Annotated in this window: 17 protein-coding genes; 14 read left to right on the top strand and 3 right to left on the bottom strand. The window is 49.5% G+C overall.

The genetic code is table 11. The annotated features are described in order from the left end of the window. Positions 1-439 precede the first annotated feature (439 nt). The 3 genes from L3J94_11440 (at position 440) to L3J94_11430 (ending at position 4268) form a co-directional block, all read left to right on the top strand. Entirely contained in the window at positions 440-826 is a 387-nt protein-coding gene (locus L3J94_11440) for a hypothetical protein (GenBank protein ID MCF6219340.1), read from the top strand. Positions 827-1524: 698 nt separating this feature from the next. Beyond that, positions 1525-2580 carry a molybdopterin-guanine dinucleotide biosynthesis protein MobB gene (locus L3J94_11435; protein ID MCF6219339.1) on the top strand — a complete coding sequence of 352 codons (1056 nt, stop codon included), beginning with the start codon at positions 1525-1527 and terminating at the stop codon, positions 2578-2580. Continuing rightward, on the top strand, positions 2577-4268 hold the full coding sequence (locus tag L3J94_11430) for an ABC transporter ATP-binding protein/permease (protein ID MCF6219338.1): 1692 nt from the start codon (positions 2577-2579) through the stop codon (positions 4266-4268). Before L3J94_11435 ends, L3J94_11430 begins: the two co-directional genes overlap by 4 nt. Before the next feature lie 4 nt (positions 4269-4272). On the opposite strand, the gene L3J94_11425 is transcribed toward L3J94_11430, so the two are convergent. Together L3J94_11425 and L3J94_11420 are read right to left on the bottom strand one after the other, a co-directional pair. Further along, positions 4273-5091 carry a sulfurtransferase gene (locus tag L3J94_11425; GenBank protein MCF6219337.1) on the bottom strand — a complete coding sequence of 273 codons (819 nt, stop codon included), beginning with the start codon at positions 5089-5091 and terminating at the stop codon, positions 4273-4275. A 19-nt stretch (positions 5092-5110) separates the two neighbouring features. Then, complete coding sequence (locus L3J94_11420; GenBank protein MCF6219336.1) at positions 5111-6205, bottom strand: PilT/PilU family type 4a pilus ATPase; 1095 nt, start codon at positions 6203-6205, stop codon at positions 5111-5113. A gap of 396 nt (positions 6206-6601) precedes the next feature. Here L3J94_11420 and L3J94_11415 point away from each other — a divergent pair, with 396 nt between their 5' ends. Beyond that, entirely contained in the window at positions 6602-6871 is a 270-nt protein-coding gene (locus L3J94_11415) for a hypothetical protein (protein ID MCF6219335.1), read from the top strand. A gap of 493 nt (positions 6872-7364) precedes the next feature. Here L3J94_11415 and L3J94_11410 read toward each other — a convergent pair whose 3' ends face one another. Further along, positions 7365-7889, bottom strand: a complete 525-nt coding sequence (locus L3J94_11410; protein ID MCF6219334.1) for a DUF2062 domain-containing protein — start codon at positions 7887-7889, stop codon at positions 7365-7367. Between the two features lie 74 nt (positions 7890-7963). On the opposite strand from L3J94_11410, the gene L3J94_11405 reads away from it, so the two are divergent. The 10 genes from L3J94_11405 (at position 7964) to L3J94_11360 (ending at position 17109) form a co-directional block, all read left to right on the top strand. Then, positions 7964-10258 carry a DNA internalization-related competence protein ComEC/Rec2 gene (locus L3J94_11405; protein ID MCF6219333.1) on the top strand — a complete coding sequence of 765 codons (2295 nt, stop codon included), beginning with the start codon at positions 7964-7966 and terminating at the stop codon, positions 10256-10258. A 66-nt stretch (positions 10259-10324) separates the two neighbouring features. After that, positions 10325-10945, top strand: a complete 621-nt coding sequence (locus L3J94_11400) for a MotA/TolQ/ExbB proton channel family protein (GenBank protein ID MCF6219332.1) — start codon at positions 10325-10327, stop codon at positions 10943-10945. After that, entirely contained in the window at positions 10942-11358 is a 417-nt protein-coding gene (locus L3J94_11395) for a biopolymer transporter ExbD (protein ID MCF6219331.1), read from the top strand. Before L3J94_11400 ends, L3J94_11395 begins: the two co-directional genes overlap by 4 nt. A gap of 3 nt (positions 11359-11361) precedes the next feature. After that, positions 11362-13122, top strand: a complete 1761-nt coding sequence (gene msbA, locus L3J94_11390; protein MCF6219330.1) for a lipid A export permease/ATP-binding protein MsbA — start codon at positions 11362-11364, stop codon at positions 13120-13122. 6 nt (positions 13123-13128) lie between these two features. Then, positions 13129-14112, top strand: coding sequence for a tetraacyldisaccharide 4'-kinase (gene lpxK / locus L3J94_11385; GenBank protein ID MCF6219329.1), 984 nt, complete (start codon positions 13129-13131; stop codon positions 14110-14112). Beyond that, the gene (locus tag L3J94_11380) at positions 14105-14287 is read left to right on the top strand and encodes a Trm112 family protein (protein MCF6219328.1); all 183 of its coding nucleotides are present in this window, start codon (positions 14105-14107) and stop codon (positions 14285-14287) included. The genes lpxK and L3J94_11380 overlap by 8 nt, the downstream gene beginning before the upstream one ends. Beyond that, positions 14284-15048, top strand: a complete 765-nt coding sequence (kdsB, locus tag L3J94_11375) for a 3-deoxy-manno-octulosonate cytidylyltransferase (GenBank protein MCF6219327.1) — start codon at positions 14284-14286, stop codon at positions 15046-15048. Before L3J94_11380 ends, kdsB begins: the two co-directional genes overlap by 4 nt. Before the next feature lie 432 nt (positions 15049-15480). Beyond that, positions 15481-16128 carry a chemotaxis protein gene (locus tag L3J94_11370; GenBank protein MCF6219326.1) on the top strand — a complete coding sequence of 216 codons (648 nt, stop codon included), beginning with the start codon at positions 15481-15483 and terminating at the stop codon, positions 16126-16128. A 13-nt stretch (positions 16129-16141) separates the two neighbouring features. Then, positions 16142-16870 carry an FprA family A-type flavoprotein gene (locus tag L3J94_11365; protein ID MCF6219325.1) on the top strand — a complete coding sequence of 243 codons (729 nt, stop codon included), beginning with the start codon at positions 16142-16144 and terminating at the stop codon, positions 16868-16870. Positions 16871-16902: 32 nt separating this feature from the next. Further along, on the top strand, positions 16903-17109 hold the full coding sequence (locus tag L3J94_11360; protein MCF6219324.1) for a DUF1232 domain-containing protein: 207 nt from the start codon (positions 16903-16905) through the stop codon (positions 17107-17109). Positions 17110-17536: the final 427 nt, after the last annotated feature.

The following is a 17536-nucleotide window of genomic DNA, read 5'->3' as shown; positions in this document are numbered from 1 at the left end:
CATTATTCCAGAAGTCTTTTTTTATGGAATAATGATTGTCTAATACCATCGGACTTTATGTATTTACTCGTCAACAATCCATATTATGGATAATTAAGCTGGTGGCGAGTTAATACATAAAGTCTAGATAAGCTATCGAGCAGTTGACTTATCACACACCGATATCCATTGAGTTTGATTCTACATCAAACAATTTTAATTTACAGCATTACAGGAAATAAAGAGGCTGCAGAGGGGGTTGATTCACTCGTGCAAAGCGCTCAAAGTCTATTTATCGAGGAGTGGAATCCTTGCGCCGGCTGAAACTAAGGTGGATATGGTAAAATGCTGGGATTTTTTATTGTGATTGGTTTAGTATTAGTCCAAATTAAACATCATGATACGGGTGGCTTTTCACTGAAAATCCCCTTGGAAAATTAATATTAATGGAGGATAGGCAATGAGCAAGATTAAAATGGCACTCACTCTGGTTCCTGTAGGCCTGATGGCGCTGGTCGTGGGATGTTCGGGTGAATCACAGGTGAGCTTCAGTAAAGATGTGCAACCTATCCTGAATGATAACTGCCTCAAATGCCACGTTGAAGGGGGGGCGGGTTTTGTTAAAAATGGACTTAATATGACCTCTTACGAAAACCTGATGAAAGGTACTCATTTTGGCCCGGTTATCGATTCTGGTAGCAGTGTTTCAAGTACTTTGGTGCGGTTGATTAGCGGCAATGCCGATCCCTCCTTGAAAATGCCCCACGGCTCAGGTAACAAACCCCTGAGTGAGGGTGAGGTTAATACCATCAAAATGTGGATTGACCAAGGCGCCAAAAATAACTAATGGTGAGTCCATTTTTTATCCATTTTGCACAACTTTCCTTATCTGTTGATTCCACAGGAAGCATCCGCTCTTTCGCCCGTAATCACTGATACGGGATTTTTTTGGCTTTCCTGTGAAACCAACCCTCTGCGTGATCTTTGCTCAAATTCATGAGCGACTCGGGCTAGGAGGCTGTCGGACTGAGGTGATCGTAGCGAGGGAAAGCCATTTTGAGTCCATTTTTTTGATCGTTTGAGGCGAATATTGGGCATATTCAACGATAAGGATCGGAGAAAGGGGCCTGAGTGGCTTTTCCGCAGTCGATTCACCCTCAGTCCGACAGCCTCCTGATATGTATTAACTCGCAACTCATTATTCCAGAAGTCTTTTTTATGGAATAATGATTGTCTAATACCATCGGACTTTATGTATTTACTCGCCAACAATCCATATTATGGATAATTAAGCTGGTGGCGAGTTAATACATAAAGTCTAGTGTGGTAGATCTCGTTTTCGAGACACTATCTCTCCCCGTGCTTTTAATATTTCAGATTGTTCCATGCTCACCAACAGCCTTAGCTCTTGTTGTTTGTGGAGAAGATGTTTCGTGTGAAATTCAATCACAATATTTTTTATCTATTGCACGGAATAAATTTTGAAGTGGCGCGTTGTTTAGGGTGTAAGTTCACTTAAATTCAATGTACAGCTGGAGAGAGATCATGATGACCGTAATCGATAATAATCGCATCAATAGTGCGAAGCGCGCATTTGTTACACGCAATGTTGTACTGGATCAGATTCGTCTGCTGGATAGTGAGCCTACACAAATTAACAGTGGTGACCTGGTATTGGCGCGAGTGGAGAAGGTCGGTAATCATAAAGCATTGGAGTTAACCACTGGTCGCCGTTCAATTTTACATAAAGGTGATGAGGTTCTGGTGGCCTATGGTAACCGCTATGCGCCGGATCAATACGAGGCGGTAGTTCCTGAGGATATGGGGCGCTGCGACTTGGTAGCCGCCGGAGGGATTGCCTCTAAAGCCCTGAGCTGGAGCACCCGGATAAGAGCGCCTACCCGTATTAGACCCATCGGCCTGGTATGTGGGGCAGATGGTAAAGTGATTAATCTCTCCCGCTATAAAGTGGCAGAGCAGGTGGTGAGCGATACTCCCAAAGTGATTGCCGTGGTCGGTAGTAGTATGAATGCCGGTAAAACCACCACGGTGGTTAGCTTGGTGCGGGGTCTTACGCAAAAAGGTTATCGGGTGGGTGCCGTTAAAATTACCGGTACTGGAGCGGGTGGAGACCTATGGAAAATGCATGATGCGGGTGCTACCGAGGCAGTGGATTTTACCGATGCAGGCATCTCCAGTACCTTTATGACACCGTTGCCACAATTACACGAGGCGACTCACCGCCTGGTATCACACTTGGCTGCAAAACAGTGTGATGTGATTGTGATGGAGATCGCAGATGGTATTTATCAGCAAGAGAGTTCAGGGTTAATTCAAAGTTCGCAGATGCAAAATCTGGTGAATGGCTACGTTTATGCTGCGGATGGTTCTACCGGAGCTGCCGCCGGGGTTGCATGGCTACAGCGCTTTGGCTTGGTGTTGGGTGTTAGCGGTAAAGTGACTGCCTCACCGCTGGCCAGTCGTGAGGCTGAACAAGTGACGGGTTTGCCTTGTTACACCTCAGATGCCTTGGCTCAGGGAGAAGTGGCGGAGCAGTGGCTGCAAGCACTTGAAACTGAGGAGCTTTGCGAAGCACTATGAAGCTGCCGCTGCTATTCGCCGGACGGAGAAAGCAGTGGTTTGTCCGCTTGGTCAGTTTATCCATTATTGAAGCGTTGGCGCTGTTCGCGGTGGCGATGTTGTTCCGCGAGCTGCTGATTGTTTTGCATGCCAGCGGGCCAACCAGTCTGCCGGGGTACCTCTCTCTGGCTCTGGTGTTCAGTGCGGTGGTGATCGCACTGGCTCACTGGGGGGCGAACAGTATCTCGGAACGGTTGGGGATGGATTATAGTAATACGTTGCGCTTGGTGTTGCTGCGCAGCTGTGTGGTGGCGAGTGGTGGCGCACAACCACAACGCTTAGGTACCACCATGGCACGCATGATGGGTGATCTGTCGGCGGTGCGAGAGTGGGTCTCTCAGGGACTTGCCACAGCAATGGTCGCTACCGCTACCTTGGTAGCTAGCTTTGCGGGGCTGGCGGCCATCGATACACAGTTGGCTCTGCATATTGGGGTCGCTTGTCTGGTGTTTATGGCGCTATTGATACCGCCAGTGGCGTCCAAACTTTTTCAACTGGCACAAGAGCTGCGTCGTTTGCGTGGTAAGCTCTCTTCACAGTTGGGGGATCTGGTGCTGAGCGCCTCGACGGTGGCACATATGGGCCGCTATCGCAGTGAAGCGGGACGTGTGGATAAACAGAACCAGGCATTGATGCGTGCCAGTGTAGCGCGCACTCGGATTCTTAGCCTGCTTACCGCGTTAACAGTAATTGTGGTGCCAGCATCGGTGGCCTGGGTGAGCCTGTTGCTGGCTCGGGGCTATCCGTTACCTATGCAGCAACCCGGTTCATGGACTACGCTGTTGTTTACGCTTTCGCTGCTCTCTGTTTCGCTCACCGGGCTGGTGCGTAGTCTGGATCAGTTGATTAACTATATTGTTGCCCGTCGTCGTCTGTTGCAGCTGATGAAAACGGCTAAGCAGGCTCGGTTATCACGCCGTGGCCGCCGGGCGCTGCCCAGAGGTGAGCCGCTGGCAATTGATATTCGGTCACTGAGTCGTTCGGGCATACAGGTGACAGCTCCTCTGCATGCGCCGGCAGGCAGTACGGTGGCCCTGGTGGGTGCTTCTGGAACGGGCAAATCCCACCTGTTACGCCATTTTTTGCAGGCGAGTAACGGCATGGGTGAGGTGAGTATTGCCGGTTTAAAACTGCGTAAAATCGATTTGACCTCGCTGAGCAAGCGGGTGCACCTGGTGACACCAGAGTTTGCGTTGATGCGCGGCTCTCTATTGCGTAATTTGCGTTATGCGGCACCGATCAAGCGGCGTCGATTGCGCCATATCTGTCGCTTGTGTCAGCTCACGGGTACTGATGCCCGAGTGGCTCGCAAGCAACGTCTCGATCAGACAGGTAAGGATCTGCCTTCAGCATTGGCGGCAAGGGTTCGTCTGGCGCGAGCTCTCGCTTCTCGTCCCGGGCTGTTATTGGTGGATGATGCAGCATTTCTTTATGATCCACTGGCCCGAGAGGCGTTGCGAACAGTACAGGGGAAGTGCAAGCTGACACTGGTGATTGCAACGCCTGATATCCGCTGTGTCAATTATCTGCGCCCTGACGTGGTGTGGCAGATGGAAGAGGGCGATAAGGGCAGGCAGATTACCCCACAAAAAAACAATTTGACCCTGCTGTCGCCAAAACCAATTAAGAGAGTTTTGTACGATAGATAGTTATCTACACCTCGATTGGCGTATCGTTGCAGTTTCCCCACTCAGACCATGAGCCGTGATAGCCCCGCACTCTGGGGTACCCCAAAAACTTTAGGATGGCATACATTAGTGCAGAGCGATGGTGGCTCTGGCAGTGGACGATGATCTCATTTTCACGGTAGATGCGGCGCTCTGTCATAAGTGCCTCAAGCACGGTTGCCGACTTCAGGCGTAGGTCGTGCTGCGAATTAAAGGTGAGGCTCCAGTCCAGATTTTTCGCCCCCGGGATGTGACCACCTCGGGCTGCACGCAGGTCATCACCACAATATTCGGCGGGACTGCGGGCATCGAGAAGGGTTATTTTAGGGTCATTCAAGTGGGAAAGTATGTAGGCTTTGTCTGCAATTACCTCTGGGTTGGGGGTGAGCTTAAAGTGACTGGCGGGCCACGGGTTACACGCACTCTCCATCGGGTAGTTCCCGGCTTGCCAGGCACTACGGCCGCCATTGAGGATGGATATATTATTAAAGCCACAAGCGGCCAGAGTCCAGAGTAGACGAGCGGCTTTTCCACTCCCTTCAGCGTCATACACCACAATATGAGCATCGTTACGCAGGCCGATATTTGAAAACAGTGTTTGCAGTTGCTTGAAGTTGGGCAGTAGCCCTAAAATAGGCGGCTGCTGCCTGATGATTTGGGTGTAATCGAGGTGAGCAGCCCCCGCTATATGGCTTTCGCTATAGCGCTCGGGTGCCGACATATCAATGGTTTGTAACCGAGGGTTGTTGAGTTGGCTGGCGAGAGCATCTGCTTCGACAAAAGTAGCAAAGAGAGGTTGTGGCATTGTTTGGTTTCTCGTTTTATTATCCCGCTGCGTTTGCGACCTGCGCAGTTGATTTTCGAGCCAAGCGAATTTTCAATTTCATATTCCCCCCCGAGTGTGCATAACGAATGGTTGTCTCCTCACTGATCTCCCCCGCTTGGAAGAGGTCAAAGAGCGTATCATCCAGTGTTTGACTCATCTCTGAAGTATCTTTCTGGATGTACTCCTGGATTTTGTCTGTGGTCCCTCGACGAATCAGGTCAGCGGTGTGAGCGGTAAATGAGTGTATCTCATACGCTAGCACCTGTTTGCCGTTTTTTGCAGGCACCAGCTGTTGTAAAATGATGGTGCTGAGGTTGCCAGCCAAAGCAGTCAGAACCCGGGCGCGTCGCTCCTCCGGGAACATGGCAACCATGCGGTCAATGGCCTGGCTAACGCCGTTAGCGTGCATGGTGGATATGCAGAGGTGGCCGGTATCACTGAACTCCAGCAGTTTCTCCAATACAGCCGCTTCACGCACCTCACCGATCATCATTACATCCGGAGATTGACGCAGCACATTGACCAATCCTTGATGGTATGAGGTGGTGTCTACGCCGATTTCACGCTGGTTTACGATGCTGTCACCCGCCTCAAATATGTACTCTATGGGATCTTCCAGGGTGATGACATGGCAAAGGTCTTGCTCTGTGCGATGTTTAATCATCGAGGCTAATGTGGATGACTTCCCGGTACCCGCAGGCCCCACAATAAGTACCAGGCCATTATGCAACATCGATACTTTTTCCATCACCTGGGGGAGCCCCAGCTCGGTTATGCTGGGAATGCTGGAGGGGATCGCACGAATGACCATGGCAATTGAGTGGCGTTGTTTGAATATATTGATACGAAAACGTCCCACCTGGGGGAGCGATACACCGATGTTGATATCCGGGTTTTTCTGGAAGGCATCATAATGCTCCTCCATCATCAACAGACGTGACATTTTTTCAATTTTATCTGAACTGATGGCAGTGCCCACCGGAGGCTGTATTTTGCCAAGCACCCTGAAGGTGGCAGGACGATCGGCAGAAATGAAGAGATCAGATGCACCCATGGCAATCATCTGTTGCAGTAGTTTTGATAGTTGGTCCATATCGAATTCCGAGTTAGGTCATGACTCTTTTAAAGTAATCGCGAAGTAGTGGCTGATTGTACCCTAAGCTGCGATGTGGAGTAGAGGAGAAAACAATAAAAATGTGTCGGTGTTTATTTTACCCGGTTTCATTCGACAGGCAGTGGCTGTATGGCAGGTAACTGCTGGGGGTTTAATGAGTTTATACATTATTTTATTAAATATAATCAATAAGATATGGTATTTTTAAAGTGAGAAGTGCTTCACGGTTGTCATGCTTGTAAGTCGCTATAAATAGCACTCTCTGATGGGGAATGTTTTTTCTATCAGGGAGTTTAGTTAGCCCGAAGTGTGAAAGGATCACATTTATTCGGGCGTTATGTTAAGCATCAATGACACAGTATAGGAGATTGAACAATGAAAAATTTATTAAGCATCGCTGCACTTATACTCGCACTGACCCCGGTCGCTGTTTTCGCTGCTGAAAGTAGCTATTTTGAGAAGCTGGATACGGATAGTAATGGAGTAATCAGCGTCGATGAAGCATCGTCTGATTCTGTACTATCTAAAATATGGGATGATATTGATGGGGATAAAAGTGGTGTGTTGGAGTCTGCAGAATTTTCACGGTTTGAAGAGATGTTGAATAGCGATAGCTCACTCGAGGAGGCGATTAAAGTAGAGTAAAATCACCTTGTAAAGCCCCGATAAGGGGGTTCGTACCCCCCCCGCCTTCAGGCGATTGAGGTGCGGTTAATGATTGAAAGGGCTTGGGCCTTCGTTTTAGAGGGGGCAAATTAAGCTGTGTATTTTCACTTGTTTATGGCATTTCAGGGGGGACACTCCCTCTATCGTTCTGTAGCCACCGATACGGCGCTTGTTCGGAGGGCCCCTCTAAAAAAGCCAATCGCCCGCATGATTTTTGCGCAAACTTATAAAATATCCGGGTTGAATACAGCCCTAACCTCTACATATAAATATGTCTTCTATTTCATCCACTGAATTTCACAAGAAATAATTTCATGTCTTATGGGTGCGGCCTATTGTTGTCCATTTCACTATGAAACCAAATGCTTACACATTATATCGCTTTTCTATTTGGGGTTAGGGTGCTGAGAAGCTTTTGCATCCGTGTATCTATGGGTGCAAAGGTCTCACTGAAAGTATGGAGTCTTTCGTTTTAGGGGGCTTTGGGGGGGCGCTCTTTGCGCCGGTTGATGCTGCGCATAACCATTACTCGCCAAAGTAACTGGGTCGATAAGTAACCTAGAGTGGCAAGTATTGCTCCGGTCAAAAAACAGCCGAGTAACAGCGGTTCCATAACACCATTGAGGCTCTGTGCGAGCCACTCAAATGAAACCTCAAACTCAAGATTTTGCGGCGGTATCCCCATAAGCCAGGCACCCAGCCGATAAGCAGCGTAATACATTGCAGGCATGGTGATCGGGTTGCTTATCCAGACAACCGCCACTGCAATTGGCAGGTTGACGCGCAACCAAATCGCAGTGATGGCGGCCAGTAACATTTGAAACGGGAGAGGGATGTACATGATGAACAGGCCGACCGCAACGGCTTTGGAGACCGAGTGGCGGTTCAGATGCCACAAATTGGGGTCGTGCAGGTGACTACCCAGATGCTTAAGGTATTTATGTTTCTTAACCTCAGAGTGATGAGGTAACAGTCGTTTGATAAATTTCCGGGGCATCCTACTTACGTTTTTTATGGGTATAGGGGTAATAGTGCTAGCCTATTATCCATATTTTCTGATGGATCGGAACCATGTTGGCAAGGATTGCCTGTTTTTCTTTAGGTATTTTGATTTTACAGCAGTTTTCTCAGCTTCCGTCGGGGTACTGGTTGCTGCTGTTTGCGGTGGCTCTTTTGGCGCTCAAGTGGTGCAAACGCTTGCAATGGTCACTGTGGGTAATGTTGGGGATGTTGTGGTGTGCGGGGCATGCCGCATGGTGGCTGCATCAAGGGATTGATGATGCCCATGAAGGGCAGGATTTGCTGATCAGTGGTGAAGTTGCCTCGATTCCCGAGCCACGTGAACGTGGATTACGCTTTCTCTTCTCTGCTGATGCTCACCCGCAAATTACTCGGCCACTGGGGTTGATTCAACTCAATTGGTACGGTCAGGTGCCTGATCTGCAAATAGGAGAGCGCTGGCAACTTAAGGTGCGGTTGAAAAAACCTAATGGCTTTATGAATCCTGGCGGGTTTGATTACGAAGGGTGGCTGTTCCAGAAAAAAATACGTGCGAAAGGGTATGTGCGTAGTGGGAAAAATGACCGGGATGCCAATCAACGTTTAGCGGCAAGCCGTGGACACTGGGTGGATCGTTACCGTCATGGGGTAAGTGAAAAAATTGATCAGGCACTCCCAGAGAGTGAGTATGCCGGTATGATCAAAGCGCTCTCGATAGGTATGCGCCAGCAGATGAGCGACCCGCAGTGGCAGGTGCTTACCGCAACCGGCACTAATCACCTCATGGCGATCTCCGGGCTTCATATTGGGCTGGTGGCCGGGATGGCGATGTTGATTGTCGCGAGACTCTGGCGACTGTCGGCAGCACTCTGCTTGCGACTGCCCGCCAGGAAAGCGGCGGCAGTGGCGGGGTTGCTTGCCGCACTGTTTTATGCGGCCATGGCAGGCTTTGCTATTCCTACCCAACGCGCATTGATTATGCTAGCGGTGGCGCTGGGTGCGGTGTTGTTACAGCGCCAGATAGCGGTTGCACCCGTGTTGGCGCTGGCGTGGCTTGTGGTGCTGTTGATCGACCCATTTTCGACACTCTCAATGGGCTTTTGGCTCTCTTTTGCAGCCGTTGCCGTTATTGTCTACAGCATGGGCGGGCGCTCTCACACCCGTGGACTCATTTGGCGCTATGCTCGAATACATTGGATTATCGGCATTGGCTTAGCCCCGCTGCTGCTGTTTGCCTTTCTGCAAGTTCCACTCTACTCTTTTGTGGCTAATTTTATCGCCGTGCCGGTGATTGGTTTGCTGGTGGTTCCACTGGTGCTGCTGGCGGTGATATTGATGCCGCTGAGTAGTGTGCTGAGTGGTGGACTGCTTCTGGTGGTCAATCAACTCTTTCTGTGGCTATGGCCACTACTGCAGGCAATTGCAAATTGGCCGTTTGCACAGTGGACTCAGCAACAGCCGCCGCTATGGACACTGTTTTGTGCCTTGCTTGGTGTGTGCATACTGCTTGCTCCCCGTGGCTGGCCGGGGCGCTGGGTTGGCTTGTTGTGGATTGTACCGATCTTGCTGGTTCCGCTACCACGCCCGAGTGATGGCGAACTTTGGTTTACACTGCTTGATGTCGGGCAAGGGTTATCGGTAGTGGTCGAGACGGCTAATCACACTCTGATCTACGATGCCGGGGCTGCCAGTGGGCGGATGGATAGCTCAAAGATGGTGTTGCTGCCTTACCTGCGGTCACAGGGGATCTCCCGTGTTGACCGCCTAGTGGTTAGTCATGATGACAGGGATCACTCGGGTGGGGTGGCCTCACTACTTGAAGGGGTTGTGGTGGAGGAGCTTCTGACGCCGGATATTGAACGCTTTATGGATGACCGACACCGAAGCTGCCAGGCAGGTTATCAATGGGCATGGGATAGGGTTCAGTTTTCATTTCTTCACCCGCAAGAACCCACACAATGGCGAGGTGATAATAACCGTTCATGTGTGTTGCACATTCAATCTTCTGGTGGTGCTGTGTTGATTGTGGGTGATATTGAAAGACGAGTTGAGCAGCTGCTGGTGGATCAGTTTAGTGACAGCCTGGCGAGTGATATTTTGGTGGCGGGGCATCATGGCAGTAATAGCTCCTCATCTGCTCGCTTTATCGAAGCGGTTTCACCCCAGTATGTGCTTTATGCTACGGGTTATCGCAATCGATATCGATTTCCTCATGCAGATGTGATGCAGCGCTTTGCCGTGCAGCAGGTAAAACAGTTAAATAATGCTGAGAGTGGTGCTATACAGTTTAAGATTTCTCCCCAACAGGGTATCCTTGCAGTAGAAGAGTTTCGCTTGCGTATGAGGCGTTTGTGGCATCGCCATTGAAAAAGGGTATTTGTCGCATAGGGTTGTATCTACATTTTAATTTATCACCGTTTTAGGAGTATCTAGGTGCTAGAAATTATTAAGTCAGGTGGCTGGTTGATGTGGCCGATTATGTTGTGCTCTGTGTTGGCAATGGCGCTGATTGGAGAGCGTTTGTGGGCGCTGCGCAAGAGTCGCATCATCCCTGAACATCTGGTCGCTCAGATTTGGGGCTGGAAAAAATCGAAACAGCTGAATGCTGAAAAACTGGCCACGCTGCGTAAATCATCGGCTTTGGGTGCGGTGCTGTCTTCAGGCCTGGTCAATATGAACCACAGCCGCGAGGTGATGAAGGAGAGTATTGAAGAGACGGGGCGACATGTGGCGCACTCACTGGAACGTTATTTGACGACACTAGGCACCATCGCCTCAATTACACCGCTGCTTGGCCTGCTAGGAACGGTTGTCGGTATGATCAAAGTATTTAACGCCATTTTGCACGAAGGGGTGGGTGATCCGGGCGTGCTGGCCGGTGGTATTTCCGAGGCCTTGATAACCACGGCCGCCGGTTTGTCGGTAGCGATACCGACACTGATTTTTTATCGCTACTTCCGCGCTAAGGTCGATGCGTTAGTGATTGAAATGGAGCAGGAGTCTATCAAGCTGGTTGAGATCATCCATGGTGAGCGGGAGGCATCCAAACCATGAATTTTCGCCCACAAAAGAGCGAAGAGGTGGATGTTAACCTCACACCGCTGATTGATGTGGTGTTTCTGCTGCTGATCTTTTTTATGGTCTCGACCACCTTTCAAGATCAGTCGGAGATCAATATTCGTTTGCCGACTTCTTCTGAAGAGCCCAAAGAGATTCAGGTTGATAGTATCGATATTACGATTAATGCGCAGGGTCAGTTCTTTATTAATAACCGTCCACTGGTGAATGCTCAACTGGTCACTCTTAAACGCGCTATACAAGAAGTTGCCGGCAGTAACAAAGATCCGCTGGTGATTGTTAAGGCCGATGCAATGACGCCCCACCAGGCGGTTATTATGGCGATGGATGCCAGCCGTCAACTCGGCTTTGGCCGGCTCGCTTTTGCCACCATCCAAGATGAAAAGTAGTGAATGAATAATCCAAGCAATAACAACACCTCAGTCCATGTTTATCGTCGTCTTCTCGGCTATGTAAAGCCCTACTGGAAAGGGTTTGTTCTGGCAATCACCACTATGGTGGTGATTGCGGGAACGGAGGTCGGTTTTGTCGCCTTGATGAAGCCGCTACTGGACGGCAGTTTTGTGGAAAAAGATCCCGAAATCATCAAATGGATGCCCTTTCTGTTGGTGGGTATTTTTCTACTGCGCGGGGTGGCTGGTTTTATCTCAACTTACTGCATGACCTGGGTTGGGCGAAATGTTATTCGCGATCTGAGGATGTTGATGTTTGCCCACATTCTTCGCCTGCCCGTGAGTTACTTTGATACCCAGACCTCATCACACTTGACGGTAAGATTGATCAACCATGTGGAGCAGATCTATTCAGCATCAACTACTGTACTAACAGTGTTGGTAAAGGATAGTTTGACCGTGTTGGGGCTATTGGCATGGATGTTCTATCTCAACTGGCAACTGGCGATGGTGTTCCTGGTGATCGGCCCTATTATTGCGCTGGTGGTTGCGGTAATTAGTCGGCGCTTCCGAGTGATCAGTCGGAACATTCAAAACTCCATGGGTGATGTGTTGCATTCAGCGAAGGAGTCGGTGGAAGGGCAGCGGGTCGTTAAGATTTTTGGTGGACATGGGCACGAATATCAGACTTTCCACAAAAATGTTGAATACAACCGCCGCCAACATATGAAAATGGCCGTTGCCAACGCGATGAATGCGCCCTTGGTGCAGTTGATCGCCTCCTTTGCCTTGGCGGCGGTTATCTATATTGCGACCTCGGGTGACATGATGGAGGAGGTGAGTGTCGGTACCTTTATGTCTTTGATGGCGGCAATGATGCTGATGATGCCGGCACTCAAGCGACTAACCAATATCAATGCGCAATTGCAAGCGGGTATTGCGGCCTGTGAAAGTGTTTTTGAGGTGGTGGATGCCTCGGCAGAAGCGGATCATGGTGAGTTGAAGCTTGAGCGCTTAACGCAGGGTATTGAGTATCGCAAGGTGAGCTTTCATTACCCGGGGCAGGCTGAAAATGTGCTTAACGAAATCTCATTTGAGGCGAAACCCGGCGAAACCATCGCTTTTGTTGGTCGTTCAGGCTCTGGTAAATCGACTCTGGTGAGTCTGCTGCCCCGTTTCTACTCCGCCACCGAGGGTGAGGTGGTGGTTGATGGCCATCGGCTGGAGGCGTATCAACTGGAGTCTCTGCGAGACAGTATCGCCCTAGTGACCCAGCAAATAACGCTCTTTAATGACACCGTGGCGAACAACATTGCTTATGGTTCGCTGCGTGCGGCAACTCGGCAGGAGGTGGAGCAAGCAGCTGAAGCGGCCAACGCTATGGAATTTATCCGTAAATTGCCTGAGGGGTTAAACACGATGGTGGGTGAAAACGGTGTTTTGCTCTCAGGTGGTCAGCGTCAGCGCATCGCCATTGCCCGGGCGCTGTTAAAAAATGCTCCCATTCTGATTCTTGATGAGGCTACCTCGGCGCTGGATACTGAATCAGAACGCCTGGTTCAGCGGGCACTTGAGCAACTGATGAGCAACCGAACCACTTTGGTCATCGCACACCGACTCTCAACGATAGAGCAGGCCGACAAGATTGTTGTCATGGATGATGGCCGTATTGTTGAAAGTGGGACTCATCAGGCGCTGCTTGCACAGCAGGGCTATTATGCAAAACTGCATAAGTTACAGTTCCGTGATGCTGACTACTGATACGCAATGAATAAGATTGAAAATATTTGGTATGGCCAGTCGCCCTGGTGTTATCTGTTACTCCCTTTGTCAGCGCTATTTTGTCTGCTCTCAACGCTGAAACGGTGGGTCTACCGACTGGGTTTGATCAAGCCACAGCACGTTAATGTTCCCATCATTGTGATTGGCAATATCTCGGTTGGGGGCACTGGAAAAACACCGCTGGTTGTCTGGATGGTGGATCATTTGCGCTCACAGGGTTACAAGCCGGCAATCATTAGCCGTGGTTATGGCGGAAAAGCCAAAAAATGGCCGCAGCAGGTGCGTAGTGACAGTGACCCGCAGATGGTAGGGGACGAAACAGTGCTGCTTGCTCGCCGCTGTGGTTGCCCAGTCGCCGCCGCACCTCAGCGTATCAGTGCAGCGCGGGCACTGCTCAAACATGCTGACTGTGACATTATTATCTCTGATGATGGTTTGCAACACTATGATATGCATCGTGATCTTGAAGTTGTGGTGGTGGACGGGGTGCGGCGTTTCGGCAATGGCCACTGCCTGCCCGCAGGTCCGCTGCGTGAACCGATTAGCCGCCTCAATAGTGTCGATATGGTGGTGATTAATGGCGTTGCAGGGCGCAACGAGTTTTCCATGAAATTAAGCGGTGATCGGCTGGCTCGGCTTGATAAGCCCCATATTGTTCAGCCGCTGAAAGCGCTGGCTGGGTGCCGGGTGCATGGGGTTGCTGGAATTGGCAATCCCAAGCGCTTTTTTGATCAGCTGCGTGCCAGTGGCCTAGAGGTTATTGAACACCCGATGCCAGATCACCATCCATTCGATGCTTCTGATATTCAGTTTTCAGATGACCTTCCGGTGATTATGACAGAAAAAGATGCGGTAAAATGTCAGGATTTTGTTAACGAACATCACTGGGTTTTGCCGGTGAGTGCTGAACTGGATGATGTTTTTGTGCATCGCCTTAACCTGCTACTAAAAAGGATCAATAATGGATAAGCGTCTACTGGATATCTTGGCATGTCCTGTTTGCAAGGGCCCTTTGGTTTATCAAAAAAGTAGTGGAGAGCTGATCTGCAAGGTTGATCGGTTGGCTTATCCTATCCAGGATGATATTCCGGTGATGCTGGAGGGCGAGGCACGCCAGCTTCCTGCTGATGAGGAGGTTGGATGATATTTCATGTGGTTATTCCGGCGCGCTACTCTGCCAGTCGGCTGCCAGGCAAACCACTGCTTGATATTGCGGGGAAACCGATGATTCAGCACGTTTATGAACGTGCCAGTGAAGCGGGTGCTGCATCGGTCATTATCGCCACTGATGATCAGCGTATTGCCGATGTGGTCAGCGGCTTTGGCGGCGAGTGCTGCATGACATCGGCAGATCACGCCTCGGGTACTGACCGCCTTTCGGAGGTGATTGAAAAAAAATCACTCGCCGATGATGAGATTGTGGTCAATGTGCAAGGTGATGAGCCACTGATTCCCCCCGCGTTGATCCGACAGGTTGCACAGGGGCTTGCGGAACGGCCTCAGGCCAGTGTTTCAACACTCTGTGAGCGGATTGCCACGGCGGGTGAGCTATTTGATCCCCATGTTGTCAAGGTGGTGCGTGACATTAATGACTATGCCATCTACTTCAGTCGAGCCGTTATCCCGTGGGACCGGGATGCCTTCTCTTCCACCTGCGAGATGTTACCCGAGCGTTCGGATCACTATCGACACATCGGCCTGTATGGTTACCGGTGTGGCTTTCTGCGCCGCTATGTGACCTGGCCTCTCTCCAGCCTAGAACAGATGGAGTCACTGGAGCAGCTGCGTGTATTATGGAATGGTGAGCGTATCTATGTGGAGGAGGCGAGCGAACAGCCAGGATTGGGCGTGGACACTCCCCGTGATCTGGCGGAGGTGAGATCAATAATCCTACAGCAACAGTAAAAATGGCAAGGTAGTTGCAGTTTATCTTGGCTAGACTTTATGTATTAACTCGCCACCAGCTTAATTATCCATAATATGGATTGTTGACGAGTAAATACATAAAGTCCGATGGTATTAGACAATCATTATTCCATAAAAAAAGACTTCTGGAATAATGAGTTGCGAGTTAATACATATCAGGAGACTGTCGGACTTAGGGTGAATCGACTGCGGAAAAGCCACTCCGGCCCATTTCTCCGATCCTTTTCGTTGAATATGCCCAATATTCGCCTCAAACGATCAAAAAAATGGACTCGAAATGGCTTTCCCTCGTTACGATCACCTCAATCCGACAGCCTCTTAGAGGTTGAGATCAACCTCTGGGCTAAAGATCATCTCTAAATGGACGATGCCGATGGATACCGAATATAACAACCAAAAAGATAATGCGCTATGCCTAGAATAAAAGATGAGCAGTTGGCTGAAGGCGAGGTTCTGGTTTCTGTCACTGTTATTGCTGCTGAGTTGAGCGAGGTAATGAAAATTGCTAAAGAGATCTCGATTGGCGCTAAAAATGCCAAGGCTATTGCCGCTCGTGCGGGTGATAAAGCCCGTGGTTTTCAGCCTATTACCAACTTCATAGACGATATGGCGCGCCATACACTGACCATGGTACGCCAGATAGATCAGGAGGCATTGAGTGTCTCGCGGATCTGCTCTCAAGAGATTCGTACCAACGATGCCAAACGTCGCATGCATGATGTTATTAGGCGCGTTGAGCACCCCTCATTATTAAAGTCATTCCAAGGGGTGGTTACCGAAATTGACACCCGTTTGATCACCTTGCGCAGAGAGTTCGATAAACGCCTCGATCACTTGGCCGAGTTGCTGGATAGTATTAACAGTGACATGCGGGCCGCCACCGCTATCTCATCCAGCTGTCGGGTAGAAGCATCACGAGCAGAAGAGTTTCGCGAAGGGCTGGGGGTGGTTGCCGATAATCTTGAACAGGCGGTTGAAGTGATAAAAAAGCATGTAAAAGAGTGTTCTTCACGATTGCAGCATGCGCAACGGTTAAAGCAAGCCATATATAAGCGATAGTTTAGGAGTTGCAATGAAAGCTACAACCCTTTATGAAGGAAAGCACCAATGGACTGTTTTTGGGCGTGATCCAGACAAGCCAGAAAAAATTATTGATACCAACCAGTATCTTGTTTCTACACCAAGCCGTGCTCTGCTGATCGATCCCGGCGGTATTGAAATTTTTTCATCAATGCTGGCAGCCACACTGCACCACGTGTCAGTAGACCAAATTACCGACCTTTTCGCATCACATCAAGACCCCGATATCATCTCCTCTTTAGGGCTTTGGGATCAGGTTTTACCGAATGCAAAGCTACACTCACCCTGGCTATGGGAAAGCTTTATTCGCCACTTTGGTTTGAATCATATCGAGTACGTTCCTCTCCCCGATGATGGCGGCACAATTGATCTGGGTGATTTGTCATTGCAACTGGTTCCCGCGCACTATCTGCACTCCTCCGGTAACTTCAACATATACGATCCACAAGCCAAGATTTTATTTTCGGGTGACGTGGGTGCTGCACTAGAGGCGGATGGTGCCCCTATGTTTGTTGATGATTTTGACGAGCATATCCCCAAAATGAAAATGTTTCACCAGCGCTGGATGCCATCAAATCGGGCAAAAAATGATTGGATTAGCCGGGTGCGCCGGTTAGATATAGAGATTTTGGCACCTCAACATGGCCGCCTTTACAGGGGAGCCGATGTAAAACGATTCCTGGATTGGTTTGAAACACTTGAAGTCGGTATCGGTGTTTAGAGTCCGGTCTGGTTGAATTTATGGGGAGCGGCATGCAAAAAAATATTTTGGTGGTTATTGTAGCGCTGCTCTCTCTCCTTTATTTGCTAAATCCGACGGCTGGCCTGCTGGAATTGATCCCTGATAATATTCCAGGGATCGGTAACCTGGATGAAGCAACCGCAGTTTTTTTATTGATCTCCTGCTTGCGTTACTTTGGTTTTGATATGGCAAACTTATTCAAGCAGCGAAAAAAGTGATATTTGCCATCTGGCTATATGTAAGACCTGTGCACGAGAGAAGGCACAGATAAAAAAGGCTAAAACAGGCCTGATTTTCGTTATAAATCTTGTGAATAGCTCGCTATTTCCTGCGTTTTCCGCCCAATCAGTCAAACTTTATCTCTCCCATCTCGTGCAGCGGCCTCATATTGATGTCTAGCAGTTCGCTTGGGGTTGAGTGAGGTATGCGAGGAATATTCTAGCGACCATGGTATAAACGGGGGGCCAGCTGAAAGAGGGTAAGAACTTAGTGTATCAGGCTGGATAGATAAACGATTGATATTGCATTTGGTCGAGTAGATGGGTTCCTCTAGCTTTATCAGGATCATGATGGCCATCACACGGCCGATTTCCTGCTTCTACCATTGTTACCACACCCCTCTCAGAACCGTGCTTGCGCTATTTA

It is taken from the genome of Gammaproteobacteria bacterium, from assembly GCA_021647245.1.
Taxonomy (GTDB): Bacteria; Pseudomonadota; Gammaproteobacteria; order RBG-16-57-12; family RBG-16-57-12; genus JAFLJP01.
The sequence above is the reverse complement of the archived record's forward strand: the minus strand, read 5'-3'. Positions and strand labels throughout refer to the sequence as shown.